At 62.3% G+C, this 12,287-nt stretch carries 12 protein-coding genes; 2 read left to right on the top strand and 10 right to left on the bottom strand.

The window, feature by feature from the left end:
- Positions 1-232: 232 nt before the first annotated feature.
- Genes QRN36_RS11390 through cpaB form a run of 8 tightly spaced genes read right to left on the bottom strand, consistent with a single transcriptional unit; the run spans position 233 to position 7,722 of the window.
- Positions 233-514: a DUF3613 domain-containing protein gene (locus tag QRN36_RS11390; protein ID WP_285424167.1), complete on the bottom strand. Its 282-nt coding sequence runs from the start codon at positions 512-514 to the stop codon at positions 233-235.
- The gene (locus QRN36_RS11385; RefSeq protein ID WP_285424166.1) at positions 511-1,239 is read right to left on the bottom strand and encodes a tetratricopeptide repeat protein; all 729 of its coding nucleotides are present in this window, start codon (positions 1,237-1,239) and stop codon (positions 511-513) included. The genes QRN36_RS11390 and QRN36_RS11385 overlap by 4 nt, the downstream gene beginning before the upstream one ends.
- Positions 1,240-1,248: 9 nt before the next feature.
- Positions 1,249-2,136, bottom strand: coding sequence for a type II secretion system F family protein (locus QRN36_RS11380; RefSeq protein ID WP_285424165.1), 888 nt, complete (start codon positions 2,134-2,136; stop codon positions 1,249-1,251).
- Position 2,137: 1 nt separating this feature from the next.
- Complete coding sequence (locus QRN36_RS11375) at positions 2,138-3,022, bottom strand: type II secretion system F family protein (RefSeq protein ID WP_285424164.1); 885 nt, start codon at positions 3,020-3,022, stop codon at positions 2,138-2,140.
- 19 nt (positions 3,023-3,041) lie between these two features.
- On the bottom strand, positions 3,042-4,304 hold the full coding sequence (locus tag QRN36_RS11370; RefSeq protein ID WP_285424163.1) for a CpaF family protein: 1,263 nt from the start codon (positions 4,302-4,304) through the stop codon (positions 3,042-3,044).
- Positions 4,304-5,500: a pilus assembly protein gene (locus QRN36_RS11365; RefSeq protein ID WP_285424162.1), complete on the bottom strand. Its 1,197-nt coding sequence runs from the start codon at positions 5,498-5,500 to the stop codon at positions 4,304-4,306. The genes QRN36_RS11370 and QRN36_RS11365 overlap by 1 nt, the downstream gene beginning before the upstream one ends.
- Positions 5,497-6,753 carry a type II and III secretion system protein family protein gene (locus tag QRN36_RS11360; RefSeq protein ID WP_306470336.1) on the bottom strand — a complete coding sequence of 419 codons (1,257 nt, stop codon included), beginning with the start codon at positions 6,751-6,753 and terminating at the stop codon, positions 5,497-5,499. Before QRN36_RS11360 ends, QRN36_RS11365 begins: the two co-directional genes overlap by 4 nt.
- A gap of 21 nt (positions 6,754-6,774) precedes the next feature.
- Positions 6,775-7,722: a Flp pilus assembly protein CpaB gene (gene cpaB / locus QRN36_RS11355; protein ID WP_285424161.1), complete on the bottom strand. Its 948-nt coding sequence runs from the start codon at positions 7,720-7,722 to the stop codon at positions 6,775-6,777.
- A gap of 316 nt (positions 7,723-8,038) precedes the next feature.
- Between cpaB and QRN36_RS11350 the strand changes: the two genes are divergently transcribed.
- The gene (locus QRN36_RS11350; RefSeq protein WP_285424160.1) at positions 8,039-8,233 is read left to right on the top strand and encodes a Flp family type IVb pilin; all 195 of its coding nucleotides are present in this window, start codon (positions 8,039-8,041) and stop codon (positions 8,231-8,233) included.
- A gap of 55 nt (positions 8,234-8,288) precedes the next feature.
- On the top strand, positions 8,289-8,699 hold the full coding sequence (locus tag QRN36_RS11345) for a response regulator (protein ID WP_285424159.1): 411 nt from the start codon (positions 8,289-8,291) through the stop codon (positions 8,697-8,699).
- A gap of 90 nt (positions 8,700-8,789) precedes the next feature.
- On the opposite strand, the gene QRN36_RS11340 is transcribed toward QRN36_RS11345, so the two are convergent.
- Together QRN36_RS11340 and QRN36_RS11335 are read right to left on the bottom strand one after the other, a co-directional pair.
- On the bottom strand, positions 8,790-10,466 hold the full coding sequence (locus tag QRN36_RS11340) for a ShlB/FhaC/HecB family hemolysin secretion/activation protein (protein WP_285424158.1): 1,677 nt from the start codon (positions 10,464-10,466) through the stop codon (positions 8,790-8,792).
- Between the two features lie 186 nt (positions 10,467-10,652).
- The gene (locus QRN36_RS11335) at positions 10,653-12,203 is read right to left on the bottom strand and encodes a collagen-like triple helix repeat-containing protein (RefSeq protein WP_285424157.1); all 1,551 of its coding nucleotides are present in this window, start codon (positions 12,201-12,203) and stop codon (positions 10,653-10,655) included.
- Positions 12,204-12,287 lie beyond the last annotated feature (84 nt).

The raw sequence follows: 12,287 nt of genomic DNA, 5'->3' as shown, positions 1-12,287 counted from the left end.
GGGCCTCCCGAATTCCCCGGCCAGCACAAATCCTGTGGGAGTGAGCTTGCTCGCGAAGATTCACGCCTGCTGCCTCTCCACAGCCTATGCCGGCCTCTTCCCGGCTGAAGCCGGTCCTACAGATATCTCAAGCTCTCCGTAGGACCGGCTTCAGCCGGGAAAGCGTCGGGTGGTACGCGTAGTTCGAAGGGGGTGTTTTCGTAGGGCCGGCTTTAGATTTATCTGAATCAAGTCAATTGCCGCCGGAGCCGCCATTCGACACTTGTCCACCTGTGTCCTGTTTGAAGAAATCAGGAATCGGATGCTGATAGCTGTTCAGCCAGCGTTGCATGCTCAGGTCGCGTTCGACCGGACTGGAAGGCTGTGGGATGGGGGACGCCGCCCTGCCGCTGGCCTGCAATTGCAGCCAGGCATCGGTCTGCTTTTGCGTGTCGGAGGACGGCCCGGGCTCAATGGCGTGCACCAAGCCTGCCGAAACCAGCAGGCACCATCCCAGCAATGTAACGCCTCTCATGGCTGTCTCCCTGCAACGACGGTGGAATCAATCATGGCTGCCACCTTGTCGGCCTTGACGGGCGAGCTGCCGGGAGCGGATTTGAGCTGGTCGGCACGCGCCTGCGCGGCATTGACCTGATCGGGTGTCAGCCCTGCCCGCGACACCAGTTCGGCTGCATGCGTCCAGTCATCCTGGTAGATCAGCAACGTCACCAGGTTCAGTGCGGCGAGCGAGTCCGACTGCTTCAGTTCGATGGCGGTCAGGAACTGAAACCGTGCCTGTTCCAGCTTCAACTGGTTGAGGTAAACGACGCCCAGATCGTTGCGAATTTTCTCGTCGGTGGGTGACAGCTTCACGGCGGCCTGCAGGTGCATCAATGCCTGACCGTTGTCCCCGCGCGCCGCCGCCAGTTGCCCCAGACCGTGTTCGCCCTCAGCCGCGCGACAGGTGCCGAGCAGGCTTTTGTACAGCGGCTCGGCCTCGTTGCTGCCCAACAGACGCAGCACCCGGGCCTTGCGCAGCCTGACGTCGGCAAGGTCCGGCGGTAGGCTTTCCAGATGCGCGAGGCTGGCGTGCAGGCGTCCTTCGTCGGCCATGTCCTGAGCCATGTTCAGCGCCAGCTCCTGGTCGGACGTCGGCTTGCCACAGCCGCCCGCATTCGTCCCCGCCAGCCAGCGCGCGCTGCCATCGCTCGCGCAGCCGCTGAGCAGGACCAATCCCAATATCGCGATGACACTCTTCATACGAGCTCCCTAATTGGCAGACAGCGCTTTGCCGATTGCAGTGAATCCCGGCCCCGCGATCACGATCAGCAGGGCGGGAAACAGAAACACCATCATTACCACCGACATCTTTCCCGAGAGCTTGGAGATGTACTCCTGCAAGCGGGTCAGGCGGCGATCGTCGATCAGGTCCTTGAGCGACAGCAGCGACTTCATCGCGCCGCCGCCCTGGTGGATCAGCTGATTGAGGATCACGCAGGTGTCGCTGAACTCATCCACCGCCAGCATGGCCGCGATCTTGTTCAACTCCTCGCCCAGTTCCAGCCCGGAATCGACACGCACCAGCAACACGCGCAGCTCCGAGGACAGCACCGGAAGCAATTCCCGCCCTTCGTTGCTGAGCACGCGCAGGGCTTGTTCCACGGCCATACCGGACTCGAACAGAATGCGCAGCAAAGGAATGAACGTACCGATTTCAGCACCTGCTCGCTTCTGCCGGTGTGCAGCGGCCGAGGCCAGAATGCGCTTGGGCGCCAGATACCCAAGCCCCAGCGCGAACATCGGTGCCATAAGCGGGTAAGCGGTGTCAGCGAAAAACAGCGTCTGCACCAGCATCACCACACACACCGCCGCAATCGGCACACCGATCTGCAGCGCCGCGAACAGCGAACGCTGGCTCGCACGACGCCAGCCCAGCCGGTTGAGCAGGATCTGCGTTTCGCTGTCCAGACTGACCGAGCGCTGCCCGAAGCGGCTGTCGCCCAACAGCCGCAGCAGGCTGCCGACCCGGCTGTCGCGCGCGACCTTGCCTTGCAAACGGGAGATGACGTGACGGTCGTTGCGCCGTTGCCGGGCGACCGACAGCAGAAGAAAGAAACCGGCGGCGGCGAACAGGAAGGCGCTGAGCAGCAAGGCCATGTCAGATACTCTTCAACATGCGCCACAGCGCAAGACAACCCAGCGTCTGCATTGCGAACGCAACCATCAGCATTTTCTGCCCGGTGGTGTCGTTCCACATGTGCAGCAGATAACTGGGATTGACCACCATGAAGTAACCCACCATCGCCACCGGCAGCGACGCCAGCACCACCGCGCTCATGCGTGTTTCACCGGTCACGGCGCGCAGCTGGCGGGCGCCCTGCTCGCGCTCGCGGATCAGCCTGATGAGGTTTTCCAGCAGCTCACTGGCGTTACCGCCATAACGGTGGTTGACCCTCAGCCCCAACGCGAACAGGCGGAATTCCTCACGCTCGTAAAGGTCGGCGAAGTCCTGCACGGCATCGGGCAGGCTGATGCCCATCTGCACGTTGCGTCTGATCCGGGACATCGCGTCACTCAAGGGACTGGCCGATGCGTCGATGCCGAGCAACACCGCATCACCCAGCGTGCGGCCTGATTTCAGGCTGCGCACCGTATGGTCGAGCAACTGCGGCAGCTGCGCGACCATACGGCGCGTCCTGCGCTGATAACGAATGCCGACGAAAAAGCGCAGCGCAATCACGGGCAGCAACACCCCAAGCACCGCACCGAAGCCGTCGTAGAGCAGATACCCCAACAGCACCGAGGCCAGCCAGATTGACAGCGCAAGCGGCAGCCGTTCAGTGGGTTTGCCCAGGCCTGCACGCAGAAACGCCCGTTCCAGCCGTGCAAGGCCGGGCCGGGCAGTCTTGGGCTCAGGCTGCCCGAAAGCCAGACGTGCCATGATCCGCTCGTTCGCCCCTTTGCTCAGGCCGCGATAAAACAGGTACATCGACACGCCCATCAGCAGCATGAAAATCAGTCCGAGGACGATGGCTCCCTTCACCTTCAGTCTCCCCTGCCCGCTAGTAATCGAGCTGGCGCAGCTTGTCGCCGGCCGGATTGATGGCCTCGCGAAGAAAGCCGAAGCCGCTTCGCCGGTCCAGTCTGAACAGGGTGTTGGTGACGTAGACGTCGTCGCGCGTGCCCACCACTTCCACCACTTCGCTGACGCAGCGGCGGCCATCGGGCATGCGCGTCAGCTGGATGATCACGTCGAGCGCCGCGCAAATCATCTGCCGCAGCGTTTTCTCGGAAATGTGCCGCCCGGTCAGGCCCACCAGTGTCTCAAGACGCAACAGCGCATCCTGGGCGTTGTTGGCGTGCACCGTGCTCATGGAGCCATCGTGGCCGGTGTTCATCGCGGTCAGCACGTCGAGGACTTCGACGCCACGGATTTCGCCGAGAATGATGCGGTCCGGGCGCATCCGCAGGGCGTTGCGGATGAGATCGCTGGCGCGCACTTCGCCGTGACCTTCGGCATTGGGCGGACGGGTCTCCAGCCGCACCACATGAGGATGCGCCAGTTGCAATTCGGCGACGTCCTCGATCGTCACCAGACGCTGTTGAGTGTTGATCAGCTGGCTCAGGACGTTGAGCATGGTGGTCTTCCCGGTGCCCGTCCCGCCGCTGATCAGGATGTTGCAGCGCTTGCTCACGGCGCTCTCGAAGAAATCGAAAATCGGCTGGTCGATCGTCTGCATCGCCACAAGGTCTGCGCTTTTGAGCATGTCCTTGCGAAACTTCCGGATCGACACACAGGGCCCGTCCAGGGCGATGGGCGGGATGATTGCGTTGACCCGGCTGCCATCGGGCAGACGCGCATCGACCATCGGCGACGACTCGTCCAGACGCCTGCCCATTGGCGCCAGAATCCGTTGAATGACCCGTTCGACGTGGTGAGAATCGATGAAGCGCAGGTCGGAATGATGCAGGACGCCCTCACGCTCGATGAACACCTTGTTGGGCCCGTTGACCAGAATTTCAGTGACCGACTTGTCTCGAAGCAGCACCTCCAGCGGGCCGAAGCCGGTCAGTTCGTCGACCAGCTCCTCAGCCAGACGCTCCATCTCGTAACGAGAAATGGCCAGACGCAGGCGGGCGACGTATTCGGCAACCTTGTCAGTGACGAACTGCGCCAGCGCCGGACGCGTTCCTTCCAGCAGGTTGCGTCCGCTCTCCTCAATGGCGTCGATGATGTAGCGGTGCAGGACCAGCTTCAGGCCTTGCCCGTCGCCACCGCTTTCCTGAGGTCTTGAGGACACGCCGAACAGCTTTTCGCCTTTCATTATTTGCTCCTCAACAGTCGACTGAGCCAGCCGCCACGGGGCTTGTCGGCAGCTTCGGAATGCGTCGCCAGACGCTCTCCTAGATGACGCAGGCCGGTACTGAGCGACTCGCGCGGCGACAGCTCGAACAACGAAAGGCCTTGATTCTTGGCGTTGAGCCGCAGCTCGGGACTCAGCGGCAGCACCGCCATGGCCGGCAGGCCGAAGGTCTTTTCCAGCGCGTCGGAATTAGGCGTGACCTGGCGCAAGTACTTGTCCACGAGCAGGCCTGCGTGTTGCAGCTTGAGTCCCTTCTCACGCCACAGGTTGAGGATCGCCAGATTGCGTCGGCACTCGATGATGTTCTGGTCGGTGTACCACAGCAGCTGGTCGCAGTGAGCGACGAAGGTGCGCAGCGATTCGCTGTCCGGCTGACCGACGAGATTGACCACGACGTGCTGGAAATGCTGACGCAGCGCGCTGAGGAGCATGTACAACTCGGCGGCGCTGGTGTGCTCGAGCGACTGATCATCTTCGGCGTACGCCAGAATGCGCAGCTGGCTGGGGTGGGTCGTGAAGGCGCTGTCGATGAGGGTCGAATCGAGCCGACGCAGGTGGCGCACGGCGTCGCCAAAATTGAACGACGACTCCAGGCTCAGCATCGCCAGACTGTCGCCTCGCGGCATGCCCAGATCCAGCAACAGCGTGCGCTGCCCTTTTTGCTGCGCCACCAGCGCCAGATGCGCCGACACCAGCGCACCATCGCCATCACACTGGCAACCGTAAATGACCGTCAATCCACCCATATTGGGGTTTGGCATTACCGCCGGCAGGCGCTTGCTCAGGCGTCGCACGAGGCCGGCCACTTCACTTGAGCGCGAGCCGTAAGCAACGAAATCCCGAGCACCTGCGCGCATGGCGTTGAGCACCAACTGATTGTCCATACCGTCGCCGAGCGCCACGATGGCAAGCATTGGCTTGGCTTCCAGGGCTCCTTCGATCAACGCGCTCTGGTTCATCAGATGCTCGCGATCCAGCCCCACGAACACCACGCTGGCGAAGGTCACGTCCACCAACGCCAGCAGTTCATCGAGGCTGCCGGTGCCGGCACTGACGACTTGTCCCAAGGGCGCCAGCGCGCCTTGCAACCACTCGAAATCCGTGGGATTGCGGGTAATGGCCAGAAATGTCTGGCTCAGGCTCGGTCCCTGACTCATTGCGATAACCCGCCCCGGCGATCGAAATTGCCGTTCTCGAGGAAATACATCTTGAAGAAGTTCGGATCGTAATTGCGCAGGCCCTCGCCTGGCAGTGTCGGCAACTGCGCGTTGGCGGCCAGCGGCTGAACCAGGTGCGGCGTGACGATCATCAACAGTTCGCGCTCATCACGGTTGATCTGCGAACTGCGAAACAGCGCGCCGAGAATGGGCAGGTCGCCCAGGCCTGGAAATTTGTCCACGCTCGCGACATTGCGGGTGTTGATCAGGCCGCTGATGACGAAGCTTTCGCCGTCCGCCAGTGAGATGCTCGTGTCGGTGCGACGCACGTTCAGCGCCGGCACGGTGGTGCCGGCGATCGTCACGCCGTTCGAGAAGTCCAGCTCGCTCACCTCCGGCGCGACTTTCAGGGCAATGCGATTGCTGCCGACCACCGTCGGCGTCAACGTCAGGCGCACGCCGTATTCCTTGTATTCGATGGAGATGCCATTGCCTTCGCCATTGGGTACCGGCACCGGGAATTCGCCGCCCGCCAGAAAGCTCGCGCTCTGTCCGCTCAGGGCCACCAGGCTCGGTCGCGCCAGGGTGTAAGCGAACCCGCTGCTTTCCATCGCGTTGAGCATGCCGAGCACCTTGCTGCTGCCACCGCCCCAGACGATGTTGAAATTATTGTTGTTCAACGGAATCGCCGGGCGCGTGCCGCTGACCGTTCCGGGCGTAACGGTGACGCCGGGCACGGTGCCCGGCGAGCCGAACAGAAAGTTGTTGGAGCCTTTGCCGAAGATCGACGTGCTCGCCTCCTTGAGTTTGTTGCGACTGACTTCGACAAAGCGGATGTCCGTCTGCACCTGACTGGGCAGCAGCGGATCCTCGGAGGGAGGAAGATTGGGGTCGGTCATCGCTGAAATGGCCGTCCCACGCACGAACACCATGCTCTGACGCGGCGAGGACGAACAGGCGGTCCAGACCATCAGGCTGGTGGTGCCCGCACCAACGCCGGTCAACAGAAAGCCGCCGTTGTCATTGCCGTTGACGTGGACATCGGCGATTTTCGGATCGCCCACCGCCAGACGCGTGATCGCGACCGGCGAACGAATGTCCTGCTGGACGCCCTGGCCGATCTCCATGACCGAAGGCGCCGATGACAGTGCCGCGCAGCCGCTGGGCGCGGCCACGACAAATCCCTGATACCCCCCGACAGATAAAAAGGCTAACGCGAAGTGCTTTAAAACCGGCTTGAAACGGCTGCTCATGAATGTGCAATCCTTGCTCGATCAGGGAGTTTGCTGCGAAGTCTGGTTGCCGCGAATGATCTCGACCGGGCGCGGGCCACGGGGCGCTCCGTCAGTCACGGAAGTGCCGCGCGTTGAGCCCAGGCTCAGTTGATTGAAGTGGGTGATGTTGCGATTGGCGGTATCCCGCTGCGTGGCAATGTTGCCGTCGCCCGCCCAGTAACGTTGCAGGTTCTTCTCCTCGGCACTGCGCACGGCCAGCCGCAGCGGCCCGGCCTGCGAGGCGAGCATCAGCCGGTTAAGCAATTGTTCCGGCACTGCAAGCACGACGCTGCGGGCATTGGACCTGAGGGTCTGCTGTTGTTCATGATCCTGCCGACTGACACTCAGATCGTCCTGGCCCGGATTCACAGGTCCCATCAAGGCGCCGACGGTCAGCACGCGCAACGCCGGGACGACGGTCTGCGCGCTGCGGTCGTTGTTTGCCGGATCGGGCGGAAGATAGAGCAGCACATCAACGTAATCGCCAGGGCTCAACTGCCCTCCCGCCCCGATGATTTCATCGACGCCAAGGGCCAGCGCGCGTTCGCCCGGGCGAATCATCCGGGCCAGGGTGCCGCCGGCCTCGAAGCTGCTGTCGGTCAACCAGGTGCCGGCTGACAGTGGCCGCCAGGACATGCGCCCCACGGCGTCTTCGGGTTTGCTGAAACTGCCGGGCGGCGCGACCTTCAGGCGTTCGACGATAAGATCGTCAGCAGTGATCGGCTGGTAGGCAGGGACATCCCGTCCCAGAACCAGAACGGACTGACGCGTGGGATCTTCCGAGGGTTTTTCCGCAACGACGGGAGTGGCAGCAGGCGCGGCGGCCGGATCCAGCGGCGCTTGAGGAGCAGGCGCAGTCTGGCGGCTCAGTACCAGTCCCCAATACCCTGCGAACAGGGCGCCCAGCAAGAACAGCACAGCAAGCCCCATGGTGACGCGACTGTTCATACGGCCCTCCCGTGCCTACTACAACTTCGAAAACGTTGGCAGTCCATCTGTCACTCAGTGGGCTTCGAACATTCATCCATTTCGATATCAACGTTAGTTCACGTCATCCAAAACGCCATCAGATGTAGGAAATTTCCGCTGAGGGAATCCGTTCGAAGGCAGTAAGGCATAGGCCGGTCCTGGCCACTAATACTTTCTGATTAATGCTTTCTCGTGATTGTGTAGTGGCGCAACGGGGTCAATGCTGTCAGCACGACGGATTGTTAAACGCTTCACGCGTGTTTTGCCGCGCCCCCTGGCGCCGAGGAGAAGTCTGATGTTCCTTTGGTTATATATTTCCGCACACATTCGCCGTTTCGTGAAGAATGAAGAAGCGGCTTCCGCCATCGAGTACGCCGTGATCGCGACGATGGTCGCTATTGTGGTAATCAGCTTTGTCACGCCGCTGGGCGACGCGGTAAAGGACAAATTCAACGATATAGTCAAAGGCCTCGGCGGGAAGACTATCTAGCGATTCAGCGCCCCACTCAGGTTTACGCTTCCATGTTCCCGGCAAGGTAATGACGATGCTCTCCAAGCCCACACGCCAACAATTACTGCTCGTTGACGATGAAGAGGACGCCAACGAGGAATTGGCCGAGCTGCTGGAGGGCGAAGGCTTTTGCTGCTTCACGGCGTCGTCCGTCAAAATCGCGTTGCAGCTATTGACCGCTCATCCGGATATCGCCTTGGTGATCACCGATCTGCGGATGCCGGAAGAAAGCGGCATCTCGCTGATCAAGCGACTGCGCGAACACACATCGCGCCAGCATTTGCCCGTGATCGTCACGTCGGGCCATGCAGACATGGAGGACGTCAGCGACCTGCTGCGCCTGCAGGTGCTCGACCTGTTCCGCAAACCCATCTATCACGTTCGCTTGCTGGAAACGCTCAACAATCTGTTTCCAGAACCCAAGGTCTATCAAGTCGGCCAATAGCGCCTGATTCTTTGAGCGTCTGTCGGTTCGCAGTCTCCGTTTCCGCATCCTCTCACTCGCCTGCCGGCCGAGTGAGAGAAGGTGCATTTCTTACAGCTGATAACTGAAGCTCAGTGTGAACCTGGGGTTGCGGTTGTTACTGTCCAGGCCCACGTCGGACATCGGCTTGGCGGCCTCAAGCGCGATGTTGTAGTAGCGGGCATCGCCGAACCGCAGCCCCACGGCCGATGACGATAGCTTCGAATCCTTGACCGGCAGGTCGTTGAACCAGCTGCGCGCCGCATCCAGCACGACATAGGGCTGCAGCACTTTCACCCAGTCGCCATCTCGCTTGAAGCTGTAGTTGACCTCATACGCCGCCCCCCAGCCTTTGTCGCCCGACGCTTGATCGGTGGGGTAGCCACGCCCGAAATTCTGCCCGCCGAACTGCGCACGCTCGCTGTCCGGCAAGGTGTCATCGCTCCAGTACAGCGCCGCTGAAAATACCCCCTGCCAGTTTTCAAAGAACTTGTCGCTCTGCACGCCGGAAAGCCTCGCGCGCAGAAAATCCAGGTCGTAGACGTTGTCATCGGTTTTCGCGCCCATGCCATCGATGCCCTGATAGACACCCGCGCTGAGAATACGCAGCTGGCGATCCGTGGATTTGCGCCAGTCGCCCTCGATCGCCAGCGCACGAATGTCGGTCTTGCTTTCAACGCTCAGAGGGGCGCCGATGACGCTGTAGCGGGTCTTGTCATTGACGGCATAAAGACGCGCGCCGGCGCTCAGCCACTCGTTCTGCGCGGCGATCAACGGATGAGTGACGCCCACGGAAAAACGATCGTTGTCGCGGCGTTGCCTGAGCTCAAGCCCGTTGTCCAGCGCTACACGGGTGCTGGGCTCGCTGCGGTAGCGCGAGCCTGAAACGCTGAGCTGCGTGCCTTCGGCATTGAGGTACTGCGTGTAGTCGAGGCGGTAGTAATGCTCCTTGTCATCGCCCGGCGGAAACAGCCCGCTGAGGGTCAACTGCTCGGCCATCGAGGTCTGCGCATTGCTGCTCAGACCAAGCAACGCCTGCAAGCCGTCGCGGCTGTCATCCGTGGTGCTCAACGTGCTGGTGAAGGGTTTGCGCGCCGCCTGCGCGAGCAGCGTCGTCGCGCCATCGGTGGTTCCCGGAGGCGGCACCTGAGCTTGCAGCGTCAGGCCTGGCACGCGACTCATCAATGCGGTGTAACGCTCGAAGGTTTTGCGGGTGAGCGGCCGCTCCTGTCTGATTTTGTCCACCAGTTGCTGCAGATAACCCGCGACGTTACCCACGTCGCCGTCGAGCCGGTAATCCCGCACGTAGCCTTCGACCAGCACCACGCGCACCAGGCCCTCCTCAAAGCCCTGCTGCGGCAGAAAGGCGTACGACAACAGATAGCCGTCCTCCTGATAACGCCGGGTGATCGCGCGAGTTGCGTCGATCAGTTCCGCCAGCGTCGCATCGCGACCGATCAATGCCTGATAGGCCGCGCCCAATTGCTCCAGCGGGTAGACCGTACCGCCCTCGATGCGGATTTTGCGCACCGCCACCCTGGTGCCCATCATCAGCGGCGTTGCGTCGGCGGGAGGCGTCGGGACTTGCAGCGCGGGCGTCTGCGGACGATAAGCGTCAGCGGGCAGGTTGGGTACAGGAAGGGTTCGTTCGCGGTCGTTGCTGTTGAGGAAAGCAGGAAGCGGTTCGGCATTCGCGACTACCGGAGCGACGCAAATACCCAGCACCAGCACAGGCATACAAGCACGCATGAGGACACTCCATGGCCATACAGCAGCGGCATTGCACAGGCATAAAAAAGACAGGGGATCATCCGACTCCCCTGTCTGAAACAAGCGTAGGCGTTGTACGAGAAGTCGCTACCCAAGCAAGCTGGAGAAAGAACACTGCATCGCGGACAACGGACTCGCGATAGTTCTCACACTGCCCAGCACTACTTACTTGCGGTTAGCCAACGCACCGTTCAAACCGCCGCCTAAAGCGCCTGTAACCCCGTTGAGCAGACCTCCCAGCCCACCCGCATTCGTGCCTGTGCCGTTCACCACGCCGCCGGTTTGCGCCACGGTATTGCCGACACTTGAAACCGTTGCGCCGAGCGCGGTCGTCACCTGGCTGCCGTTGCTGGCGCCAATCTGTCCGCCCAGGCCGCTGACGGCACCGCCTACCTGACCCAGCAGGCCGCTTACCGGGCCACCCAGGCCTGTGGCTGCGCCGACGTTCTGGGTCAGGCCGGTCACGCCGTTAAGCACGGGTGTCACGCCAACGGATACGTTCTGAGTCAGCGCTGCCACCGGCGCACCGATCGCAGTGTTCGCCACGCCGTTGCCACCCAGAATCGGTCCCAGCGAAGCCACCGTTACCCCGCCAGCACTGCCGTTGAGGCCGACCGCACCCAGCAGATTGCCGCCCGAGCCTGCCGTCAGCCCGCTGCCAGCGGCAACCACGACACCGCCGACATTTTCCAGCAGGCCACCACCCAGCGACGGCAAGGCAGGCAGGCCTGGCAAGCCCGGCAAACTGCCGCTGCCGCCGGAACCCGCATTGGCGTGGACATACCCTGCGGCGGTGCCGAGCACGTCACCCACTCCACTGAGCGACCCGCCCAAGCCACCGGTCACCGGGTTGTTCTGCGCGCCGTCTTTCAGGGTATTGCCGACGTTATTGAGCGTGCCCTTGACGTTCTGCAGCAGGCCGTTGACCGGCTGGCCCAGGCCCGTGGCGGCGCCGACTTTGGTGGTGGTCGACTCAAGCATCGCAACCACAGGCACCAGTTTGTCGCCAAGCGCGTGGGTGGCAGAACCCAGCGGACCTGTCGTGGTGGCGACGCTCAACGTGTCGCCGAGCATCGTGACTTTCTGGCCGACGCCGTCGACCAGATCACCTGCGCCGCCGACCACTGTGCCCACCAGCGGCACCTGTTCGATGGCCGAATTGCGGGCGAACCGTGCGACGCCGGAACCCAACGACGACACGCCGCCGCCCAACTCGCCGGTCGCGCCGCCGACGCTGGAAAGCGTTGTGCCCAGGGCATTGCTGTCGGTGCCCAGCGTGCCCAGCCCGTCCACCAGGCCGCTGCTCACGCTGTTGGTGGCGTGTCCCACCGAGGACACCAGACCACCGGCGCCAGCCGTCAGGTCACCGGTGCCTGCGATTGAAAGAGACGAAACGCCCTCGCCTGCGCCAACCACCGCATCGCCGACCTGGCCGAGTACGGTGCCCAGATCGATACTGGTCTGCGCAGTAGTGCTGCGTACGACCGGCGTGCCTGGCGTGGTGGTGCCTCCACCTCCGCCCGTTCCGCCCCCGCCCGTGCTGCCACCTCCACCGCTGCCACTGCCGCCGCCGGCAGTGCCTCCAGACGTATCCGTGGTTGCTGAAGATCCGTTGACGTGGCTTTTGGAGCCACCCCCGCCACTGCTGCAGCCTCCAAGGCTGACTGCGAGAACCAGCGCCAATGCCGATGAGGCATAAAACATCCGGGTTTTCATAGGGAGAATCCTTCCTTAACGCATCGTTATCCTGCTCTCCGACGCCCGCCGAAAAGCATTTACCCTTGGGGCTCATATCAGCCC

It is taken from the genome of Pseudomonas sp. efr-133-TYG-103a (genome assembly GCF_030209235.1).
GTDB lineage: Bacteria > Pseudomonadota > Gammaproteobacteria > Pseudomonadales > Pseudomonadaceae > Aquipseudomonas.
The sequence above is the reverse complement of the archived record's forward strand: the minus strand, read 5'-3'. Positions and strand labels throughout refer to the sequence as shown.

Bases quoted from the DNA above. Each gene is read 5' to 3' on its own strand.
- QRN36_RS11390 (WP_285424167.1), bottom strand. From the start codon at position 514: ATGAGAGGCGTTACATTGCTGGGATGGTGCCTGCTGGTTTCGGCAGGC.
- QRN36_RS11385 (WP_285424166.1), bottom strand. From the start codon at position 1,239: ATGAAGAGTGTCATCGCGATATTGGGATTGGTCCTGCTCAGCGGCTGC.
- QRN36_RS11380 (WP_285424165.1), bottom strand. From the start codon at position 2,136: ATGGCCTTGCTGCTCAGCGCCTTCCTGTTCGCCGCCGCCGGTTTCTTT.
- QRN36_RS11370 (WP_285424163.1), bottom strand. From the start codon at position 4,304: ATGAAAGGCGAAAAGCTGTTCGGCGTGTCCTCAAGACCTCAGGAAAGC.
- QRN36_RS11365 (WP_285424162.1), bottom strand. From the start codon at position 5,500: ATGAGTCAGGGACCGAGCCTGAGCCAGACATTTCTGGCCATTACCCGC.
- QRN36_RS11360 (WP_306470336.1), bottom strand. From the start codon at position 6,753: ATGAGCAGCCGTTTCAAGCCGGTTTTAAAGCACTTCGCGTTAGCCTTT.
- cpaB (WP_285424161.1), bottom strand. From the start codon at position 7,722: ATGAACAGTCGCGTCACCATGGGGCTTGCTGTGCTGTTCTTGCTGGGC.
- QRN36_RS11350 (WP_285424160.1), top strand. From the start codon at position 8,039: ATGTTCCTTTGGTTATATATTTCCGCACACATTCGCCGTTTCGTGAAG.
- QRN36_RS11345 (WP_285424159.1), top strand. From the start codon at position 8,289: ATGCTCTCCAAGCCCACACGCCAACAATTACTGCTCGTTGACGATGAA.
- QRN36_RS11340 (WP_285424158.1), bottom strand. From the start codon at position 10,466: ATGCGTGCTTGTATGCCTGTGCTGGTGCTGGGTATTTGCGTCGCTCCG.
- QRN36_RS11335 (WP_285424157.1), bottom strand. From the start codon at position 12,203: ATGAAAACCCGGATGTTTTATGCCTCATCGGCATTGGCGCTGGTTCTC.